This is a genomic window from Luteimonas viscosa (assembly GCF_008244685.1).
Lineage (GTDB): Bacteria > Pseudomonadota > Gammaproteobacteria > Xanthomonadales > Xanthomonadaceae > Luteimonas > Luteimonas viscosa.
In genome coordinates this window covers 1642010-1661588 of record NZ_VTFT01000001.1, presented here as the reverse complement: position 1 = coordinate 1661588, position 19579 = coordinate 1642010, and the positions used below count along the sequence as shown (strand labels likewise).

General features: G+C 70.6%; 14 protein-coding genes. 2 read left to right on the top strand and 12 right to left on the bottom strand.

The features are described from left to right. Positions 1-3: 3 nt before the first annotated feature. The 3 genes from FZO89_RS07380 to FZO89_RS07370 all read right to left on the bottom strand — a co-directional run bounded on the left by FZO89_RS07380 (position 4) and on the right by FZO89_RS07370 (position 2363). Entirely contained in the window at positions 4-729 is a 726-nt protein-coding gene (locus FZO89_RS07380; protein WP_149102644.1) for an ABC transporter ATP-binding protein, read from the bottom strand. A gap of 124 nt (positions 730-853) precedes the next feature. Further along, complete coding sequence (locus FZO89_RS07375) at positions 854-1066, bottom strand: hypothetical protein (protein WP_149102643.1); 213 nt, start codon at positions 1064-1066, stop codon at positions 854-856. Between the two features lies 1 nt (position 1067). Next, complete coding sequence (locus FZO89_RS07370; protein WP_149102642.1) at positions 1068-2363, bottom strand: efflux RND transporter periplasmic adaptor subunit; 1296 nt, start codon at positions 2361-2363, stop codon at positions 1068-1070. Between the two features lie 181 nt (positions 2364-2544). Here FZO89_RS07370 and glmS point away from each other — a divergent pair, with 181 nt between their 5' ends. Next, positions 2545-4374 carry a glutamine--fructose-6-phosphate transaminase (isomerizing) gene (gene glmS / locus FZO89_RS07365; RefSeq protein WP_149102641.1) on the top strand — a complete coding sequence of 610 codons (1830 nt, stop codon included), beginning with the start codon at positions 2545-2547 and terminating at the stop codon, positions 4372-4374. 195 nt (positions 4375-4569) lie between these two features. On the opposite strand, the gene FZO89_RS07360 is transcribed toward glmS, so the two are convergent. After that, positions 4570-4809: a hypothetical protein gene (locus FZO89_RS07360; protein ID WP_149102640.1), complete on the bottom strand. Its 240-nt coding sequence runs from the start codon at positions 4807-4809 to the stop codon at positions 4570-4572. 240 nt (positions 4810-5049) lie between these two features. Between FZO89_RS07360 and FZO89_RS07355 the strand changes: the two genes are divergently transcribed. Further along, positions 5050-7119: a TonB-dependent copper receptor gene (locus FZO89_RS07355; RefSeq protein ID WP_149102639.1), complete on the top strand. Its 2070-nt coding sequence runs from the start codon at positions 5050-5052 to the stop codon at positions 7117-7119. On the opposite strand, the gene FZO89_RS07350 is transcribed toward FZO89_RS07355, so the two are convergent. From FZO89_RS07350 to FZO89_RS07315, 8 genes are all read right to left on the bottom strand, one after another. Next, on the bottom strand, positions 7113-7859 hold the full coding sequence (locus FZO89_RS07350) for a YggS family pyridoxal phosphate-dependent enzyme (RefSeq protein WP_149102638.1): 747 nt from the start codon (positions 7857-7859) through the stop codon (positions 7113-7115). The two genes, FZO89_RS07355 and FZO89_RS07350, sit on opposite strands and share 7 nt — an antisense overlap. 8 nt (positions 7860-7867) lie before the next feature. Then, positions 7868-8797 (bottom strand): oxygen-dependent coproporphyrinogen oxidase, encoded by a 930-nt coding sequence (hemF, locus tag FZO89_RS07345; protein ID WP_149102637.1) that lies wholly within the window; start codon positions 8795-8797, stop codon positions 7868-7870. A 182-nt stretch (positions 8798-8979) separates the two neighbouring features. Beyond that, complete coding sequence (locus FZO89_RS07340; protein ID WP_149102636.1) at positions 8980-9471, bottom strand: STM3941 family protein; 492 nt, start codon at positions 9469-9471, stop codon at positions 8980-8982. Further along, positions 9468-11831 carry a S9 family peptidase gene (locus FZO89_RS07335; protein WP_149102635.1) on the bottom strand — a complete coding sequence of 788 codons (2364 nt, stop codon included), beginning with the start codon at positions 11829-11831 and terminating at the stop codon, positions 9468-9470. Before FZO89_RS07335 ends, FZO89_RS07340 begins: the two co-directional genes overlap by 4 nt. Before the next feature lie 251 nt (positions 11832-12082). Next, positions 12083-13393, bottom strand: coding sequence for a YadA-like family protein (locus FZO89_RS07330; RefSeq protein ID WP_187471074.1), 1311 nt, complete (start codon positions 13391-13393; stop codon positions 12083-12085). A gap of 157 nt (positions 13394-13550) precedes the next feature. After that, complete coding sequence (locus FZO89_RS07325) at positions 13551-15869, bottom strand: YadA-like family protein (protein ID WP_149102633.1); 2319 nt, start codon at positions 15867-15869, stop codon at positions 13551-13553. A 296-nt stretch (positions 15870-16165) separates the two neighbouring features. Further along, the gene (locus FZO89_RS07320; protein ID WP_149102632.1) at positions 16166-18964 is read right to left on the bottom strand and encodes a serine/threonine-protein kinase; all 2799 of its coding nucleotides are present in this window, start codon (positions 18962-18964) and stop codon (positions 16166-16168) included. Next, complete coding sequence (locus FZO89_RS07315) at positions 18961-19524, bottom strand: ECF-type sigma factor (RefSeq protein WP_149102631.1); 564 nt, start codon at positions 19522-19524, stop codon at positions 18961-18963. The genes FZO89_RS07320 and FZO89_RS07315 overlap by 4 nt, the downstream gene beginning before the upstream one ends. Between the last annotated feature and the right edge of the window lie 55 nt (positions 19525-19579).

Genomic DNA, 19579 nt, shown 5'->3' with positions numbered 1-19579 from the left:
GCCCTACGCGGCGCCTGCGGGCTCGGCTTCCCGGCGGGCGACGCGCGCCAGGCTCGGCTCCACCGACAGGTCGGTCGCCATGCCGTCGACGATGTGCACGTTGCGCTGCGCGCGCGCGGCGAGTTCCGGGTCGTGGGTGACCATCACGATGGTGGTGCCGCGCGAGTTGATGTCCTCCAGCAGCTCGAGCACGCTGCGCGCCATCTGCGAGTCGAGGTTGCCGGTGGGTTCGTCGGCCAGCAGCAATCGCGGACTGCCCGCGAGCGCGCGCGCGATCGCCGCGCGCTGCTGCTGGCCGCCGGAGAGCTCCGCCGGGTAGTGCTTCATGCGCGAGCCCAGCCCGACCTGCGACAGCGCCTGCTCGATCCGAAGCTTGCGTTCGTTGCCGGGCATGCCGCGGTAGCGCAGCGGCACGTCGCAGTTGTCGAACAGGTTGAGGTCGGGGATCAGGTTGAAGCTCTGGAAGATGAAGCCGATCTTTTCGTTGCGCAGGCGCGAGCGCTGGTTGTCGCTCAGTCCCTTCACGTCGACGCCGTCGAGGTGGTATTCGCCGCCGGTGAAGGTTTCGAGCAGGCCGGCGATGTTGAGGAAGGTGGTCTTGCCCGAACCCGAGGGGCCGGTGACGGCGACGAACTCGCCATCGCGCACCTGCAGGTCGAGCGAGCGCAGGGCATGGGTTTCGACGAGTTCGGTGCGGTAGACCTTGGTGACCTGGCGCATGTCGAGCATGGTGGGTTCCTTCGGGCGCGGCGGTGGAGAAGGGCCATCCCGGCCGTGGCGGTGAGGCCGCGGGGCGTTGTCCGGAGAGAGACGGACGCGCCCCGGTGGACCGGGATGGAAAAAGTGGGGGGACTCAGTGCACGCCGAAGCGCGGCGGCAACGCCGAGCGCATCGCGTACGCGGTGGCGGCGCGTGCACGCCTGCGCTCGCCGTTGGCAGCGGAGCGGCCGCTGTTGTCGCGCGCGGCGTCGAAGGCGAACACTTCGTGGAGGCGCAGCGGGACGGCATCGGCGAGCTGCTGCGCGGTCCAGTGCAGGCGGGCGGGGAAGTGGGCGAAGGCGTTCATGTCATTGTCCGGAGATGCGGACGCGGTCCGCGTTGGGGAACTGGTCGGTCCCGGAGACGACGATGCGATCGCCCGCCTCCAGTCCCGATACGATTTCCACGGCGCTGAGGCTGGCGGCCCCGGCCTGGATCGGGCGGCGCACGGCGCTGCTGCCGTCGACCACCCAGGCGAAGCGCCCGCCGTCCTGCTCCAGGAACGGGCCGCGCTCGACCATCAGCACGTCCTCGCGCGTGTCGAGCACGATCCGCGAGGACAAGCGCTGGTTCTGGCGCAGGTTGGGCGGCTGCTGGCCGTCGTCGAAGCGCAGACGCGCGGTGACCTCGCCGTTGACCACCTCGGGCGAGACCGCCGACACCAGCGCCGCGTAGCGGTTGCCGCTGCTGGTGACCTGCGCCGGCACGCCGATCGCCAGGTCGCGGGCGAAGCTTTCCGGTACCCGGATCTCGACCTCGAACATGCTCAGGTCGACCACGCTCAGGATCGGCGCGTTGACCGCGACGTTGGTGCCCTGCGCGATCTGCACCTGGCCGACCTGGCCGTCGAACGGCGCGCGCAGCGTCAGCGCCTCCACCTGGCGCCGCAGTTCGCCCACCACCGCCTGCTGGCGCTCGGCGAGCAGGCGCTTGTTGCGCGCGTCGATGCCCGCGCCCTCGCCCTGCAGCGAGAAATCCTTGCGCGCCGCGGCCAGGCCGAGGTCGGCCTTCTTGAGGCCGTCGAGCGCGCGGTCGTACTCGTTCTTCGACACCGCGCCGCCCTCGAAGGCGCGCTGGTAGCGTTCCACGTCGCGCTGCGCGGCGGTGTGGTCGATCTGCGCCTGGTCGAGCAGCTTCTGCGCGTCCGAGCGGGTGAGCTGGGCGTCGAGCACGGCCCGGTTGGCCTCGCCCTGCAGGCTGGCCAGGGTCGATTCCTCCTGCACCAGCTTGCTGCGCAGTTCCGGGCTGTCGATGACCGCCAGTTCCTGGCCCTGCTTCACGACATCGCCGGCAACCACCTTCAGCGTCACCGTGCCGCCGGCGATCGCGTACAGCGTCGGGCTGTTAGCGGTGATCACGCGGCCGTCGGCGGACAGGTCGCGCACCAAGTCGCCGCGGGTGACCTCGGCGATGCGGACGCGCGAAGCGTCGAACGAACTCGAGCCCGAGGCCCAGCCCCCGATCACCCAGGCCGCGAGCAGGCCGAGCACCACCACCGTGGCGGCGCCGAACAGCCAGGCCTTCGGCAACCGGCGCAGACCGGACGGCCGGGCCAGCACCTGGTCCTGGCCGGAGGTGTCGCGGATGCGGGCGGGTTGGTCCATGGGCAAGGTCAATGGATGTCGAGGGAGGCAGGAAGGTTGCACGCAACCTCCGTGCCAACGGCGATGTCGTTGATCGGAAAAGGAAAAGGCGTCTGTCCGGGTGTCCGCGCGGACACTCCGGCTGTCCGGTCGGACGGGCCTTTCCCGTACACTTGGCGGACATTCGGGGAGGTGCGGATACATGTGCGGCATCGTCGGCGCGATCGCGGATCGCGATGTGGTTCCGGTCCTGATCGACGGACTGAAGCGTCTGGAATACCGTGGCTACGACTCGGCCGGGATCGCCCTGGTCGACGGCAGCGACGTGCGCCGCGTGCGCCGCACCGGCCGCGTATCGGAAATGGAGGCGGCGGCCCATGCCGAAGGCGTGCGGGCCTCGCTCGGCATCGGCCATACGCGCTGGGCCACCCACGGCGGCGTCACCGAAGCCAACGCGCATCCGCACATCAGCCACGGCGTGGCGCTGGTGCACAACGGCATCATCGAGAACCACGAGCAGCAGCGCGAACGGCTGCAGCAGCTCGGCTACGCGTTCGAATCGCAGACCGACACCGAGGTGATCGCGCACCTGATCCACCATTACCTCAAGGGCGGCCAGGACCTGCTCGGCGCCCTGCAGCACACGGTCAAGGAGCTGCACGGCGCCTACGCGCTGGCGGTGATCAGCCGCAAGGAGCCGGGCCGCATGGTGGTGGCGCGCATGGGCTGCCCGCTGCTGGTCGGCCTGGGCGAGGGCGAGAACTTCGTCGCCTCCGACGTCTCGGCGATCGTGCAGTACACGCGCCGGGTGATCTTCCTCGAGGAAGGCGACACCGCCGAGATCAGCCGCGAGGGCGTACGCGTGTTCGGCGCGGACGATGCGCCGGTGCAGCGCGACGAGCACCTGTCGGACGTCTCGCTTGCGTCGCTGGAGCTCGGCCCGTACCGCCACTTCATGCAGAAGGAGATCCACGAGCAGCCGCGCGCGATCGCCGACACGCTCGAGGCGATCATCGACGCCAATGCGTTCGAGCCGGCGCTGTTCGGCAAGGACGCAGGCGAGGTGCTGGCCGGGGTCGAGGGCGTGCAGATCCTGGCCTGCGGCACCAGCTTCTACGCCGGCTCGGTGGCGCGCTACTGGATCGAGGCGATCAGCGGGCTGCCGTGCAGCGTCGAGATCGCCAGCGAGTACCGCTACCGCAAGGCGGTGGCGAACCCGAAGCAGCTGATCGTGACCATCTCGCAGTCGGGCGAAACCCTCGACACGATGGAGGCGCTCAAGTACGCGAAATCACTCGGTCACGACAGGACCCTGTCGATCTGCAACGTGCCCGAGAGCGCGATCCCGCGCGCCAGCCGGCTGGTGTTCTACACCCGCGCGGGTGCCGAGATCGGCGTCGCCTCGACCAAGGCCTTCACCACCCAGCTGGTCGGCCTGTTCGCGCTTGCCGCGACCCTGGGCAAGCTGCACGGCCGGCTCGACGCGGACAAGGAAGGCGAGTACGTCGAGGCGCTGCGCCACCTGCCCGGCAGCATCCAGCACGCGCTCAACCTCGAGCCGCAGATCGCGCTGTGGGCCGAGCGCTTCGCGCCGCGCGCCCACGCGCTGTTCCTCGGCCGCGGCGTGCACTACCCGATCGCGCTCGAGGGCGCGCTCAAGCTCAAGGAAATCTCCTACATCCACGCCGAGGCGTACCCTGCGGGCGAGCTCAAACACGGCCCGCTGGCGCTGGTGGACGCGGCGATGCCGGTGGTGGTGATCGCGCCCAACGACACCCTGCTGGAGAAGGTGAAGTCGAACATGCAGGAAGTGCGCGCGCGCGGCGGCGAGCTGTTCGTGTTCACCGACGCCGACAGCAACTTCAACGAGTCCGAGGGCGTGCACGTGATCCGCACCCCGCGCCACGTCGGCGTGCTCAGCCCGATCGTGCACACCATCCCGGTGCAGCTGCTGGCCTATCACACGGCCCTGTCGCGCGGCACCGACGTCGACAAGCCGCGCAACCTGGCCAAGGCGGTCACGGTCGAGTAAACCGCGTTTCCTCCCCCGCTTTGCTGTCTCTCCATCACATCTTCTGAATAGGGATTTTCCCTTCCCCCGCCCGCGGGAGAAGGGAAAGGCGGCGATTCCGGGATTGCGCCCTCCACGGGTGGATGGTGCCGGAGGCGGGTGGGGCCGTCGTGTCGAGCCCGGGCCGTCGTCCCGAGCGCATCGTGGTCGAATCGATCAGCCTCCGCAGCCGCCGCAGCAGGTCGAGGCCTGGCGTTCGATCTGCACCGTCTCGCCCGTGTGGCCGGCCATGCGCAGGCTCGCGGCGATCTCGTCCTCGCCCAGGCTGGTGGAGACGCGCAGGATGTCGCTGGCATCGGTATCGGCCAGGGCCGCGGGATCCTGCGCCTGCAGGCGGCGCTCGAAGGTGGCGAGGTCGTCCAGTCGCTGGTCGAGGCGGATGTTGAACTGGGTCATGGCGTGCATCCTGGAAGAAGGGGGGGTGTCCCGCGGTGCGCATGCAGCGCGCTCGCGGCATGCGCCGCGGCGACCTCAGCATCGCTTGCGCGCGCACGTTCCACCTTGACCTGCATCAGCTGATCTGCCGATCGCATGGCCCGCCTGACGCAGGTCAAGCCACTGCGCGAACAGGACATTTTGTCCCTTTCTCCGTGTGCGCAACGGCGCTGCAATGGCGCCATGAACGGAGGAGTCGAAATGAAAGGCAAGGTCCTGTGCGTGGCGGTCGCGGGCGCGGTGGCGTTGTGGCAACTGGTGGCGGCCGGGGCGCAGGCGGCGGAGCAAGGCGCGCCAGTGCAAGAGCGCATCGTCGACCTCGACAGCCTGGTGGTCGTCGGCGTGGCGCCGGTGGCATCGCTGACCTGGGTGACCGATCCGCGCCTGCCGCGGCAGCCGGTGCCGGCCAGCGACGGCGCCGACTACCTCAGGACCGTGCCGGGCTTCGCCACCCTGCGCAGCGGCGGCACCAATGGCGATCCGGTGCTGCGCGGGCAGTTCGGCTCGCGCCTGAACCTGCTCGCCGGCGACGGCGCGCTGATGGGCGCCTGCCCCTCGCGCATGGACAACGCGATGTCCTACGTGTCGCCGGAAACCTACGACCGGCTGACCATCGTCAAGGGTCCGCAGACGGTGCTGTGGGGCGGCGGCGCCTCGGCGGGTACGGTGAGGTTCGAACGCGAGATCCCGTACTTCGACCAGCCCGGCCTGCGCCTGGACGGCAGCGCCATGTTCGCCAGCCACGGCCGCAACGACCAGGTGCTCGATGCCATCGCCGGCAGTCCGCAGGTGTACGGGAGGCTGACGGCCAACCGCTCCGAATCGGACGACTACGAGGACGGCGTCGGCCGCCCCGTGCCCTCGGCCTGGGAGAAGTGGAACGCCGACGCCGCCATCGGCTGGACGCCGGATCCGGATACCGTGCTCGAAGCCAGCGTCGGCACCGGCGACGGCCAGGCGCGCTATGCCGGACGCGGCATGGACGGCACGCAGTTCGACCGCGCCACCTGGGGCCTGCGCTTCGAGAAGAAGGGCATGCAGGGCCGGCTGCACGAGATCGCGGCGAACGTCTACTACAACGACGTCGACCATGTGATGGACAACTACACGCTGCGCGAACCCGATCCCGCGGGCGCGATGCCGATGCCGATGGCGAGCAACGTCGCCCACCGCACCAGCGGCGGACGGTCCGCGTTCGGCTTCGGCGGCGAGCACTGGGAACTCACCGCGGGTGTCGACGCACGCAGCAGCCGCCATTCGCGCCGCAGCGCCACGGGCCGCGGGCAGTACCTCGCGCAGCCGTGGACGGTGGACGCGCGCTTCCGCCAGGCCGGCGCCTTCGCCGAACTGCACTGGCACCTGGACGCACGCAACCACCTGATCGCCGGTGCGCGCGTGGACCGCAGCGAGGCCCAGGACCGCCGCGCCACGACCGGCGGCATGATGCCGACGCCCAACCCGACCCTGGGACAGGCGCGCGCGGAAACGCTGCCCTCGGCCTTCGTCCGCTTCGAACAGGACCTCGATGGCCGGCCGCTACGCTGGTATGCCGGCATCGGCCACACCCGGCGCATGCCGGACTACTGGGAGCTGTTCTCCCCCAATCGCGGACCGGACGGCGCGGCCAACGCCTTCGCCGGCGTGCGGCCCGAGCGCACCACCCAGTTCGACGTCGGCATGCGCCATGCGGGCAAGCGGATCGATGCCTGGGTCTCGGCGTATGCCGGGCGCATGAGCGATTACATCGCCTTCGACTACATCGATGCGATGGGCGGGACCACCACGCGCGCGCGCAACGCCGATGCGGATATCCGTGGCGGCGAGGCCGGCGTGGAGTGGCGCGCGGCCGAACACTGGAAGCTCGGCGGCACGCTCGCCTACTCGTGGGGCGAACTGGCCGACAGCGGCCAGGCCCTGCCGCAGATGCCGCCACTGGAGGCAAGGCTCAACGCCGCCTGGGACAACGGCACCTGGTCGGCCGGCGCGCTGCTGCGCGCGGTGGCCGCGCAGGACAGGGTGAGCCCGGCGCTCGGCAACGTGGTCGGACGCGACCTCGGCCCCAGCAGCGGGTTCGCGGTGTTCTCGCTCAATGGCGCGTACCGAATCGACGACCGTTGGCGCCTGGCCGCCGGCATCGACAACCTGTTCGATCGCGACTACGTTGAACACCTCAACCTCGCGGGCAACAGCGCCTTCGGATATCCGGCCGATCCGACGCGCATCCACGAACCCGGACGCACGGCCTGGGTCAAGCTCAACGTGTCCTACTGATGGCCCGTCGCGTCCGGCCAGTAGGCGCTGTCGGGCGTGGAACGGGTGCCGAAGATCGCCGTGCCCACGCGCACCGTGGTCGCGCCTTCGGCAATGGCGAGTTCGAAGTCGCCGGACATGCCCATGGACAGTTCGTCCATGGCGATGCCGTCCGGCGCCTCCTGGCGCAGCCGGTCGCGCAGCTCGCGCAGGCGCACGAAGCAGGGACGCACGCGGGATTCGTCTTCGGAGAACAGCGCCAGCGTCATCAGCCCGCGCACGCGCAAGGCGGAAAACGCGGGCAGCTCGCGGACGAACGCGGGTACCTCGCCGGGCGCGAGTCCGAACTTGCTGGCTTCGCCCGAAGTATTGACCTGCACTAGCACGTCGAGCGCACGCCCGTGCTTCTGCAGCTGGGTATCGAGCGCCTGCGCCACGCGCAGGCTGTCGAGCGCCTGGAATTCGCCGGCGAAGCGCGCCGCATGCTTGGCCTTGTTGGTCTGCAGGTGGCCGATCAGCACCCATCGCAGGTCGGGCAGGTCGGCCATCGCCTCGGACTTAGCCAGCGCTTCCTGCACCTTGTTCTCGCCGAACTCGCGGATGCCGAGATCGTAGGCGAGCCGCAGCCGGGCGGCATCGACGGTCTTGCTCACCGGCAGCAGGCGTACGCCGGACGGATCGCGACCGGCGGCGCGGCAGGCCGCGGCGATCCGCGCACGGATCGCGTCGAGGCTGGCCTGCAGTTGCGCGGTGGCATCCATCGCGATGCTCAGGTGCCCGCCAGCCAGTCGCGCGGCACCAGGTAGTCGTGCAGCCGTGCTTCGGCGCTGCCGGACTCGGGCGCGTAGCCGTATTCCCAGCGCACCAGCGGCGGCAGGCTCATCAGGATCGATTCGGCGCGTCCGCCGCTCTGCAGGCCGAAGTGGGTGCCGCGGTCGTAGACCAGGTTGAACTCGACGTAGCGCCCGCGCCGGTACAGCTGGAACGCGCGCTCGCGCTCGCCGTAGGGCGTGTCGCGGCGGCGTTCGACGATCGGCAGGTAGGCATCGAGGAATCCGTCGCCGACCGCGCGCAGGTAGCCGAAGTCCTGTTCCAGGTCGTCGTGCAGGTCGTCGAAGAACAGCCCGCCGATGCCGCGCGTCTCGTTGCGGTGCTTCAGGAAGAAATACTCGTCGCACCAGCGCTTGTGCGCGGCGTAGCGCTGTTCGCCGCCGAACGGTTCGCACAGCTCGCGCGCCGTGCGGTGCCAGTGGCGCACGTCCTCGTCGACGGGATAGAAGGGCGTGAGGTCGAAACCGCCGCCGAACCACCACGCCACCGTCTGTCCGTCGCGCCGGGCGCGGAAGTGGCGCACGTTGGCATGGGTGGTCGGTACGTGGGGATTGCGCGGATGGAACACCAGCGACACGCCCACCGCCTGCCACGAGGCACCCACCAGTTCCGGCCGCGCCGCGGTGGCCGAGGGCGGCAGGGTGTCGCCGGAAACGTCGGAGAAGCCGATTCCGGCCTGCTCGAACACCGCGCCGTCGCGCAGGATGCGCGTGCGTCCGCCGCCGCGCAGGTGGCTGCCGGCATCGTCGGGGTCGCGCTGCCAGGCGTCCTCGACGAAGCGGGCGCCGCCGTCGGCGGTTTCGATCGCGGCGCAGATGCGGTCCTGCAGGCCGGTGAGGTAGTCGCGGATGTCATCGAAGCGGTCCATGGCGACATTCTAGTGCGCCGTACAGCGGGTTTCCCGCGTGGTCTTCCCTGCGAAGGCGGGAATCTTGGGGTGGCGCCTTCGATCGGCGAATTCCCTGGATTCCCCGCTTCGCGGGACCTGACGGGCGGAGGTTCCTGCAGAACCGAACGCAAGGCGAACATGTCGCCGCGCGGCTTGCCGTCTCAGGTGCGCCAGGCCGTGTCCGCCCGTTGCGCGGCGAGCCGCGCCTCCATGCGCGTGGCGAGCTCATTCGCGGACAGGCCGTAGGTGTCCGGCAGCGCGGCCTGGAAGCCGCTGAGGTTGCGGTTGACGCGGCGCAGCCGGTCGCTGCCGGCATGGCCGTCGACGAAGTCAAAGCCGACCAGACGCTGCAGCCCCACGCGCGTCTCGCCGAACCGGGCCACGTCGTTCCAGCGCACGCGCGAGCGCCGGAACAGCGAGACGATCTCGAAACCGTCCGCGTCGAGCACAAGCGCGCTCGCGCCGGGGATCAGGTTGAGCACGGCAAGCGCGCCGCACAGGCCGAAGAAGACGATGCAGCTCCACCCCACCAGCGGGTGCGTGCCCATCACGCGCAGGCCGATCCAGACGAACACCGCGCAGATCGCCAACATCGCCAGCCACTTCATCGGCGACGGCCGCAAGGTCTCCAGCTTGCCCGCGCCGTGCGTCACTTCAGGGTGCGTTCGAACAGTTCGAGGATGCGGCGGTACTGGTCGTACCAGGAATCGGACTGCTGGTAGGCATGGCGCTCGAGCGGATAGCTCGCCAGTTCCCACTTGTCCTTGCGCAGCTCGATCAGCCGCTGCGCCAGAACCACCGAGTCGCGGTAGAACACGTTGTCGTCGATCATCCCGTGCGCGATCAGCAGGTGGTCCTGCAGGCCGTCCGCGTATTCGATGGGAGAGGAGCGGCGGTAGGCTTCGGGATCGATGTCGGGCGTGTTGAGGATGTTGCTGGTGTATTCGTGGTTGTACTGGGTCCAGTCGGCGACCGGGCGCAGCGCCGCGCCGGCCTTGAACGTGCCCGGTTCGCGGAACAGCGCCATGAAGGCCATGAAGCCGCCGTAGCTGCCGCCGTAGACGCCCACGCGTCCGCGGTCGCCCTGGCGCTGTTCGACCAGCCAGTCGATGCCGTCGAGGTAGTCCTCCAGCTCCGGGTGGCCCATCCGGCGGTAGATCGCGGTGCGCCAGTCGCGGCCGTAGCCTTCGGACGCGCGGTAGTCGAGGTCGAGCACGATGTAGCCGCGCTGCACCAGCAGGTTGTGGAACATCTGCTCGCGGAAATAGTTCGGGTAGCGGTCGCTGACGTTCTGCAGGTAGCCGGCGCCGTGCACGAACAGCACCACCGGGTAGCGGCGACCGGGCTCGAGCGTTTTCGGACCGTAGAACTTGCCCCAGAGGGTGCCTGCGCCGTGCTTCGAGGGCACCTGCACCACCTCCGGCTGCAGCCAGTCGTGGGCGCTGTACTCGGGCCTGCGGGTATCGGTGAGCGTGCGCAGGTTGCTCCCGTCGGCATCGAGCACGGCCAGCTGCGGCGGCACGTAGCTCGATGAGTGGCGCAGCAGCAGGCGCGTGCCGTCGGGCGATGCGACGAAGCCCTCGACTCCGCCGAGGTCGGTCAGTTCGCGCACCTCGCCGCCGGTGGACGGCACGGTGCACAGTTCGTAGTCGCCCGGGCGGGCGCGGTTGCAGGCGAAATGGAAGCGCGTACCGTCCGGCGAGAGCGCAGGTTGCGAGACTTCCCAGCGGCCCGAGGTCAGCGCACGCGCGCGGCCGCGACCGGCATCGACCGTGTACAGGTGCGACCAGCCGCTTTCCTCGGAGAGCAGCCACAGCGTGCGCTGGTCGTGGAGCCAGCCGAACTGGTTGTACTCCCAGTTGATCCAGGCCTCGTCGCTCAGGCGGTGGCGCGACTGCAGGGTGGCGGCCGTGGGCTCGGCGGTGGCCAGCCAACGGTCCTTGTTGTCGACCGAGTGCAGCATCAGCGCGACGAAACGCGAATCGGCGCTCCAGGCGATGCCGTCGCCGTCGTCCTCGATGCGGACCGGGCGCGATCCCTTCAGCGGTTCCTTCTCCGCGGCCTTGCGCAGCGACGCCAGCGGATCGTCGGCGATCCCGGGCAGCGCATCGGTTTCGAGCTCGCGGCGCGAACCGTCGCGCATGTCGACCAGCCAGAACGACTGCGCGCGCGGCGGATTGCGGCCCACCCGCGTGCGCACGTCCTCGAATTCCTCGTAGCCCGACTCGGTGACGTACATCGGCATCCTGCCGCCCTGGCCGCGCTCGTCCTGCTTGCGCTCGGTGGCGACCAGCAGCCAGCGGCCGTCGGGCGACAGCGCGGTCGCGGCGATCTCGACATCCTTGCCGAGGTAGACGGGCGCGGGTGCACGGGTGGGATCGGCGCGGCGCCAGTCGGTTTCCTGTTCGCGCGCGGCCTCGCGACGCGCGCGCTCGCGGCGCAGGGTCTCGACCAGGCGCAACTGGTCCTCGCGCAGCAGGTCGGGTTTCGGCGGCTTCGCCGGATCGTCCTCGGCCTTGGGCGCGGCGGCGTGGGTGACGGCGCCGTCGGCCGCGTTCCAGCGGTACCAGTCGTGGCCGCTGCGCCAGATCAGCGCGCCGTCGCTGCCCCAGCGCGGCGCGGCCTCGGTGGCCTCGCTGCGGGTGAGCTGGGTGAGCGCGCCGTTGCGCAGGTCGCGCACGAACACGTCCCCGTTGCGCACGAAGGCCATACGCGTGCGCTGGGGGTCGAGCACCGGATCGCTGGCATCGATGCCGGCGCGCGCGGCGCCGTCGACCAGTTGCGCCGCGCCGCCGGCGACGTCCTGCACGTAGAGGTCGCGGATGCGGTTGCCCTCGCGCTTGAGCGGGTAGTAGGCGCGCTTGCCGTCCCACGACCACCAGGCCTGCTCGACCGGCGGGCCGACCCAGTCCGGGTCGGCCATGACCCGCTCCAGGGTCAGCGGTTGCGCGGGTTGCGCATGAAGAAGCCCGCAGGAGGCGAGCAGGAGCAGGCAGGACAGTGTTCGGATCATGGTGGCTGCGCAGCACGGGTCGCCCCGCAGGGTACCAGCCCGGTCCGCGGCGGGGCCGGGCCACAGGTCATGCCGTGCATCGCGAAGGGCCGCCCGTGACGCGAAACGCAGGATGAGGAGGTGCCGGACCAGCGTGTCGGCCGCCGGCCTCGTGCAGGACATCCACCCCGGACGGGAGCGGTTGTCGCTCCCGTCCGGATTGCCGGACGCGCCGCTTCGCGGCGGCGGCTACCGGCACGCGCGTTCCGCCGCTACCAGCTGAAGCCGGCGCCGCCCATCACGCTCTTCTCGCCGCCGCTGAAGGCGCCGCCGAACGATACGCTGGCACGGGTGCCGAGGGCGCGCTGGTAGCCCACCGCCAGCGCCTGTTCGCCGCCCTGGGCACCGACGCCGACGCCCACGCGGTTGCGCCCGGCCAGGCCGGCGGTATTCATCGCCATGCCCGCGAACGCGCCCGCCATCGCCCCCTGGCGGTCGATGCGCCGGTCCTGCTCGTGGAACCGGTCGTCGATGCCGCGCTGGATCGAATCGAGCTGCGCATCCCAGGCGGCGAAGCGGCTGTCGGTGTACTCGTTGGCCGACTGCAGGGTCTGGACTGCGACGGTGTCGGTGTGGGCATTGGCCGAGGCCAGCGTGGCGCTATCGCCCGCCTGCACCTGCCGCACGTTGGCCGCATCGGTCGCGGCCACACCGTCGGCGACGTTGGCGATGATGGTGCCTTCGTCGCCGGCGAGTGTGAGCACGTCGCGGTTGTCGTCGTCGTAGACCACGCTGCGCGGACCGCCGCCGGCGGGGCCTTCGGGACCCTGCGGGCCACCCGGTCCCACAGGCCCCTGCAGGGAGCCCAGCCAGTCGGCCTCTGTACCGGCGAAGCCGTTCCGCACCGCGACCTCGTAGGCGCTGTCGCCACGCTCGCCCTGGATGCCGCCGGCATCGACGATGCGCTGGTTGATGTCTGTCAGTGCGGCATCCACTGCGCCGAAGGCAGAGCCGACGTTGTCGTAGTTGTTCGACTGGATGACGTACACCGGCGCGGTGAACACGCCACCGGCATGGGTCGCGCCACCGCCGAGCCATGCGGCGATGCCTGCGCCGAGGTCGTCGTCGGCCGCGCGCATCTGACGCAGGTTGACCGCGTCGGTGGCTTCGGTCCCATCGGCGAGATGGATGATCTGGCGTTCGTTGCCGCTGCTGCCCACAGCCACGCTGTAGTCGCGATCGGCGATGGCCTGGTAGCCGATGGCGGTGCTGGCGGTATTGAGCGCCTGCGACTGGTAGCCGAACGCGCTGCTGTTCTCTCCGCTGGCGGTGTTTCCGTAGCCGAACGCGTTGCTGGTATTGCCACCTGCGGTGTTGCCGTAGCCAACGGCGCTGCTTGCCCAGCCGCTGGAGATGTTGCTGGTGCCGAACGCGATGCTGCCCAGTCCGCTTGCGCTGGACGAACCACAGGCGAATGCGCCCAGGCCCTCCGCGCTACCGAGAGAACCGGCGCCATTGTTCAGGCAGATGCTCCCCGCCACCGCCGGCATCTGCAATGCCGCCAGCATGAGGCAGAGGCCCATAGCGGAACGCCGCAGGCGGGGGCGGCGGCGGGCGTACGACTGAGTGCAATTCATGATGGTGGCTCCTGACCGGGGTCGGCCGGAACGTTCCGGCTCCTGCAGTCAATCGTGATCGGGGGCGCAGACCAGACATGCGGAGGCCGGCCCCCGCCCTGGGTCAAAGGTCCACGCCGAAGCCGACGCCGGCGGACTTCTCGCCGCCACTGAACGCACCCCCCAGCGAGAACGATGCGCGCTCGCCGACCTTGCGGCCATAGCCGACCGATATCGCCCGCTCGCCGCCCTGGAAGCCGGCACCCACCGCGATGCGGCCCCGCGGGCTTTTCGAACCGGCGGCATTGATCGCCATGTTCAGCATCGCGCTGCTCATCGCGCCCTGCCGGTCGATCCGCCGATCCTGCTCGTGGAATCGGTCGTCGATGCCGCGCTGGATCGAATCGAGCTGCGCATCCCAGGCGGCGAAACGGCTGTCGGTGTACTCGTTGGCCGACTGCAGCGTCTGCACCGCGACGGTATCGGTGTAGGCGTTGGCCGAGGTCAGCGTGGCCGCGTCGCCGGCCTGCGATTGGCGCAGGTTGACCGCATCGGTCGCCGCCACGCCGTCGGCGAGGTTGGAGATCGTGGTGCCGTTGCTGCCGGCCAGGGTCAGCACCTCGCGGCCATCATCGTCGTAGACCACGCTGCGCGGCCCGCCCCCGGCGGGGCCCTCGGGACCTTCGGGGCCTTCCGGACCGGCCGGGCCTTGCAGCGAGCCCAACCAATCGGCTTCGGTGCCGGCGAAGCCGTTCCGCACCGCGACCTCGTAGGCGCTGTAGCCCCGCTCGCCCTGGATGCCACCGGCGTCGACGATGCGCTGGTTGATGTCGGTGAGTGCCGCATCGACCGCCCCGAAGGCCGCGCCGACGTTGTTGTAGTCGTTCGACTGGATCACGTACACCGGCGCCGTGAACACGCCGCCGGCATAGGCCGCGCCGCCGCCGAGCCAGGCGGCGATGCCGGCGCCGAGCTCGTCGTGGGCCGCGGTCATCTGGCGCAGGTTGACGGCGTCGGTGGCTTGGGTCGCGTCGGCCACGTGCACCAGCTGGCGCTCGGAACCGGCGCTGCCGAACGACACGCTGCCGCTGCGGTCCGCGATCGCGTCGGCACCGATCGCCACGGCGCCGAACGCGCTGACGCGTGCGGACCGGCCCAGGGCCACGCCGTCTTGCGCATCGACCCGGCTGCGTGCGCCGAGCGCCACCGAGGCATCGGCCAGCGCGAGCGCGGCCGGTCCGTAGGCACTGGCATGCGTGCCGTGGGCGATGGTCTGCAGCGAACTGGCATCCGGCACGCCGTCGCGATCGAGGTCGAGGTCGAGTTGCGGATCCGCATCCCCGCCGCTGATCCAGTTGCCGACGGCGACGGCATAGTTGCCCGAGGCGAGTGCGTGGTAGCCGGAGCTCAACGCATAGGAGCCGCTGGCCGTGCTCTGGTAGCCCGTGGAGAAGCTGCGGAAGCCCGAGGACAGGTTGCGGAAGCCGAACGCGATACTGCCGGTGCCCGTGGTGGTGCTGCCCGAGCCGAACGCGAGGCTGCCGGTGCCCTGGGCGACGTTCGACCGTCCGATCGCGGTGGCCTGGCCGCCGGTGGCGGCGTTGCTGAAGCCGATGGCGACGGCCTGGAGCGTGGTGGCCTCGTTGTCCCAGCCGATGGCCGAACTGTTGGCGCCGGATGCGGTGTTCCGGTAGCCGAAGGCGCCGGCATTCTGGCCGCTGGCCGCGTTGCCATGGCCGAACGACGAGGCGAAGGCGCCGGTCGCGGTGTTGCTCCGGCCGAAGGCGCTGCTGTCGTTGCCGCTGGCGGCGTTGCCGCTGCCACCGGCGCTGGCGTAGGGGCCGCTCGCGTTGTTGAAATGGCCGATGGCGCTGGAAAACTGGCCGCTGGCGGTGTTGTTGTAGCCCAGGGCGCTGCTCGAGTTGGCGTTGGCGGTGTTGGCGAACCCGAAGGCACTGCTGTACCAGCCACCGGACTCGTTGGCATAGCCGAAGGCGCTGCTTTCCTGGCCCGAGGCGATGTTGCCCCGACCGAAGGCGCTGCTGTCGAACCCGCGTGCCCGGTTGAAGTTTCCGATCGCGCTGCTGCGCTCGCCGATCGCCTCGTTCCGGAAGCCGAAGGCGCTGCTTTGATCGCTCGCGGCTTCGTTCTCGAATCCGACCGCGGTGCTGTAGTCGTCGTTGGCGAGGTTGCGTGCGCCGAGCGAGACGCTGAGATATCCCACCGCAGTGTTCTCCCAGCCGATGGCGGTACTGAAATCGCCGTCGGCCGTGTTGATGTTTCCGCATGCGAACGCCAGCACCCCGGCCGCGGTGCTGCCGGTGGTCGGGTCACAGGCGTGGCCAGCGACGGCCTGCAGCGGGAGCGCGGCCGTCGCCACCGCGATGGACAGCGCCGAAACGCACAGGAATGCGCGTGGTGGACGGGTTCGTTCAAGTTGCATATCGGGCTCCTGGGATCGAAAGGGTTCGTTCCGAAGGGGCATGGCTCGTCGCCGCTTCCAGGGGTCTGGTGGCGGAGCCGAAAGCCCCGGCGTCGATCAGTGATCGGATTCCGCGGCAGGGACCAGACATTCCGCGGTCGTGGCCGGTGCGGCGGACGCGAAACCGGCTTGCTGGGGCGCAGATCGGGACGCGTGTCTCAGGTGACGCGTCGTGGCCTGTCGCGTCACTCCCGGCAACGCGAGCCCGGTGGGCCGCTGTTCGCCGCAGGCAAGTCCGAAGCGGGCCGGGAGTCGCGCTACCGGCCAGCCGCCGGCCGGGTCGCTTCCATCCCGGCGAGGGCGCGGGCCCGGACCGCCTCGGGCCGGCCCTCCATCTGCGCCGCGACGAACAGGTCGAACGAGGTGCGGCCGTGCCGCGCCGCCGCCGCCGCGTCGCCGTCCGCGCCGGCCAGCAGCGCCCGTTCCAGTGCCAGTCGCGCGCGCAAGCCGTTCGATGCCGTGACGCTGTCGATCGCGTCCAGGCGCGAGCCGGCCGATTCCAGTTCGCCGGCGAGCCGGAGCCGGTAGGCTTCTGCCAGCAGCGCGCCGGGCAACTCGCTCGATCCCGACGCTTGCAGCGTGTCCACCAGCGCGGGCAGGGTCTGGGCGCCCTCGGCCGCCTGTCCGGCGTCGATGCGGGCCCGCTCCAGCATGATTTGCATGCGGTAAGCGACGTCGGGATTGCCCTTGGGCGGGCTGTCGCGCAAGTGGGCAGCGAGCAGGGCGGTGGCCCCGGCGGGATCGCCCTGCGCAGTCAGTGCGTCGGCGATGGCGATGGCGAGGAACGCCAGCAGCGGATGGCCGGGCGCGTGGCGACGGTACAGCGCCTCAGCCCGGCGTGCATGGGCCACGCCCGGATCGAATTCCCCCGCTTCGATTTCCGACAGTGCCAGCAACTGCAGCGAGCGTGCGAACTTGGTGCTGTCCGCGGTGTAGATCTTCCCGACCAGCGGCAGCGCACGGCGCAACGGCACCAATGCGTCGCGCGGCCGGTCGGCGGCGTGCAGGGTGTAGCCCAGCGACCACAGCGCATGGGTCAGGTCCGGATGCGCGGCATCGCCATGCAGCCTGGAGAATGCGTCCACCGCGGCCTGCGCGGTCCCGATCGCTTCCGGGTGGCGGTCCATCATCGCCAGGAAATAGCTCAGTTCGACCCGGCTGTTGTTGGCGCGCGCGCTGTCGTGTCCGTGCACCGCCACGTACAGGCCGGTCGCGCGCTGCTGCTCGGCCAGCGCCGCGGCGTCGTCGCCTTTCATGAACAGGATCGTCGACAGGGTCTCGTGCGCCGCCGCGTGCGCGTCGTCCGGAGCGCCGCCCTCGAGCAGCGCGATGGCGCTGCGTGCGTGCGGTTCGGCCGCCTCGAGGTCTTCGCGACTGAGCAGGGTCCGCGCGTACAGCGAGTGCACGCGCGCACGCACGAGCGGCGGCGTGTCCCCGCTCATGACGTCCAGCGCGGGCTCGAGCACGGCGCGGGCACGTTCGTGTTCGCCGAGCGAGACGTGGACCGAGGCGATCAGCCAGCTCAGGTCGACGCCGAGGTGCGGATCCTCGCGCAGGGTCTCGTCCAGCCGTTCGCGCGCCAGTGCGAGCGCTTCGCCCACCGTGATCTCGCCGTGCCGGCTGCCGCTGCTTTCCGGGGAGCCGCGGCCCAGCAGCTCGAACAGGAAGTCCCGCGAGGCGATCGCCCGGCCGGCCTCGGTTTCGGCCCGCGCCGCTTCCGACTCGGCGCGCTGGGCTTCCAGGTTCGCGCGCACGGCCTCGACGCGCGCCTGTCGCGTCTGCAGCACGATGCCGGTCGCGCCCCCGACCAGTGCAAGGACCGCGATCGCGCCCATCGCCACGCCGAGCCGGTTGCGGCGGATGAACTTGCCGGCGCGGTAGCCGAAGGTGTCGCCCGAGACCGACACCGGGCGGGCTTCCAGGAAGCGTTGCAGGTCGTCGGCGAAGGCGCGCACGCTGGCGTAGCGACGCTGCGGCTCCTTCGCCAGGGCGGTCTGCAGGATGCGGCCGAGGTCGCCGCGGACGAAGCGCCGGAACGCCCGCGTGTCGGTGCGGCGCTCGCGCAGGCGGGTGGCGACCTCGTCGTCGCTGCCGGTGGCGATGGCCTGCTCCAGCCGCGGCGGCGGCTGGGTGGAGATGGCTTCCGCCGCGGCGCGCAGGTCGTCGACGGCGAAGACGAAAGGCAGCCTGCCCGTAAGCAGCTGGTAGAGCACCACGCCCAGCGCGTGCACGTCGGTGGCGGCGCTGATGGCGCCGCCGGTGATCTGTTCCGGGGCGGCGTACTCGGGGGTGAAGCCGGCGAACATGCCGGTGCGCGTGGAGCCCGCATCCTCGTCCATGCGCTTGGCGACGCCGAAATCGAGCACCTTCGCGCGGCCGTCCCTGTCGACCAGGATGTTGGCCGGCTTGAGGTCGCGGTGCACGACGAAATGCTCGTGCGCATGCTGCACCGCCTCGCAGACCTGGCCGAACAACGCCACGCGCTCGCGCAGCGGCAGCCGCTGCGCATCCGCCCATGCCGTCAGCGGGCTGCCGTCGATGTATTCGAGCGCGAACCAGGGACGGCCGTCCTCGTCGATGCCGTTGTCCAGCAGTCGCGGGATATTGGGGTGCGAGAGCACCGCGAGGATCCGCCGTTCCTGCAGGAAGCGCTGCGCCTGGATGCTGCCGTCCCAGCGCCGGCGCAGTCGCTTGATCGCCGCGCGTTGCGCGGTGTCGTCGTCGCGGTGCGCCGCATGCACGGTGCCCATGCCGCCGCGGCCCAGTTCGGCGTCGATCCGCCACGGACCGAGGCGTGGCGCGGGCGCATCGTCGTCGCCATCGCCATCGCCGTCGCCATCGTGCGGGTCGTCGTGCCGGGTGATGATCCCGCGTGCCCCGGCATCGAACGCACTGTTCGCGGCGTCGGCGTCCAGCATGCGCTGCAGTTCCTCGCGCAGCGCGGGATCGTCGGCGCATTCGGCATCGAGCAGCGCGTCGCGCGCGGATGGGTCGAGGTCGATCGCCTGGTCGAACAGCTGCGAGAGCCGCAGCCAGCGCGCCCGGTCGTCGGTCACGCGGCCTCGCCCAGGTGCGACAGCAGGAAGGCGCGCGCCTTGCGCCAGTCGCGATGCACGGTGCGCGAGGTCACGCCGAGGTGGCGGGCGATCTCCTCGAACTCCATGCCGGCGTAGAAGCGGAACTCGATCACCGTCGCCAGGCGCGGGTCCATCGCCTCCAGCGCCCGCAGGCCGCGCTCGATGTCGAGCACGTCCAGGCCGGGCTGCGCTCCCTCCAGCGGCAGGTCGGTGGACAGCGTGACCCGGGCGGCATCGCCCCCGCGCTTGCGCGCGCCGCGCGCACGCACGTGGTCGACCAGCACGCAACGGATCACCTTTGCGGCGAGCGCGAGGAACGGTCCGCGCTGGCTGACGTCGACCGCGCTTCCATCGAGCTTCAGGTAGGCCTCGTGCACCAGCACCGTGGTATCGAGCGTACCGCGCGCGACGCCGCGCAGCTCCCGTCTGGCAATGGTGCGCAGGTGCGCGTACATCTCCTCGAAGCGCGCGCGGTAGGCGCGGTCGTTCCAGTCGGAGGCCGGGACGATCTCGGTGGCGACGGAATCCTGGAGTGCCATGCACGAATCTGTCGGGGCGGCCGGGCCAGCTTACCCCACCGCCGCGACGCCTCGC

Excerpts from the sequence above, each read along its gene's own strand:
- FZO89_RS07380 (WP_149102644.1), bottom strand. The coding sequence starts at position 729 with ATGCTCGACATGCGCCAGGTCACCAAGGTCTACCGCACCGAACTCGTC.
- FZO89_RS07375 (WP_149102643.1), bottom strand. The coding sequence starts at position 1,066 with ATGAACGCCTTCGCCCACTTCCCCGCCCGCCTGCACTGGACCGCGCAG.
- FZO89_RS07370 (WP_149102642.1), bottom strand. The coding sequence starts at position 2,363 with ATGGACCAACCCGCCCGCATCCGCGACACCTCCGGCCAGGACCAGGTG.
- glmS (WP_149102641.1), top strand. The coding sequence starts at position 2,545 with ATGTGCGGCATCGTCGGCGCGATCGCGGATCGCGATGTGGTTCCGGTC.
- FZO89_RS07360 (WP_149102640.1), bottom strand. The coding sequence starts at position 4,809 with ATGACCCAGTTCAACATCCGCCTCGACCAGCGACTGGACGACCTCGCC.
- FZO89_RS07355 (WP_149102639.1), top strand. The coding sequence starts at position 5,050 with ATGAAAGGCAAGGTCCTGTGCGTGGCGGTCGCGGGCGCGGTGGCGTTG.
- FZO89_RS07350 (WP_149102638.1), bottom strand. The coding sequence starts at position 7,859 with ATGGATGCCACCGCGCAACTGCAGGCCAGCCTCGACGCGATCCGTGCG.
- hemF (WP_149102637.1), bottom strand. The coding sequence starts at position 8,797 with ATGGACCGCTTCGATGACATCCGCGACTACCTCACCGGCCTGCAGGAC.
- FZO89_RS07335 (WP_149102635.1), bottom strand. The coding sequence starts at position 11,831 with ATGATCCGAACACTGTCCTGCCTGCTCCTGCTCGCCTCCTGCGGGCTT.
- FZO89_RS07330 (WP_187471074.1), bottom strand. The coding sequence starts at position 13,393 with ATGGGCCTCTGCCTCATGCTGGCGGCATTGCAGATGCCGGCGGTGGCG.
- FZO89_RS07325 (WP_149102633.1), bottom strand. The coding sequence starts at position 15,869 with ATGCAACTTGAACGAACCCGTCCACCACGCGCATTCCTGTGCGTTTCG.
- FZO89_RS07315 (WP_149102631.1), bottom strand. The coding sequence starts at position 19,524 with ATGGCACTCCAGGATTCCGTCGCCACCGAGATCGTCCCGGCCTCCGAC.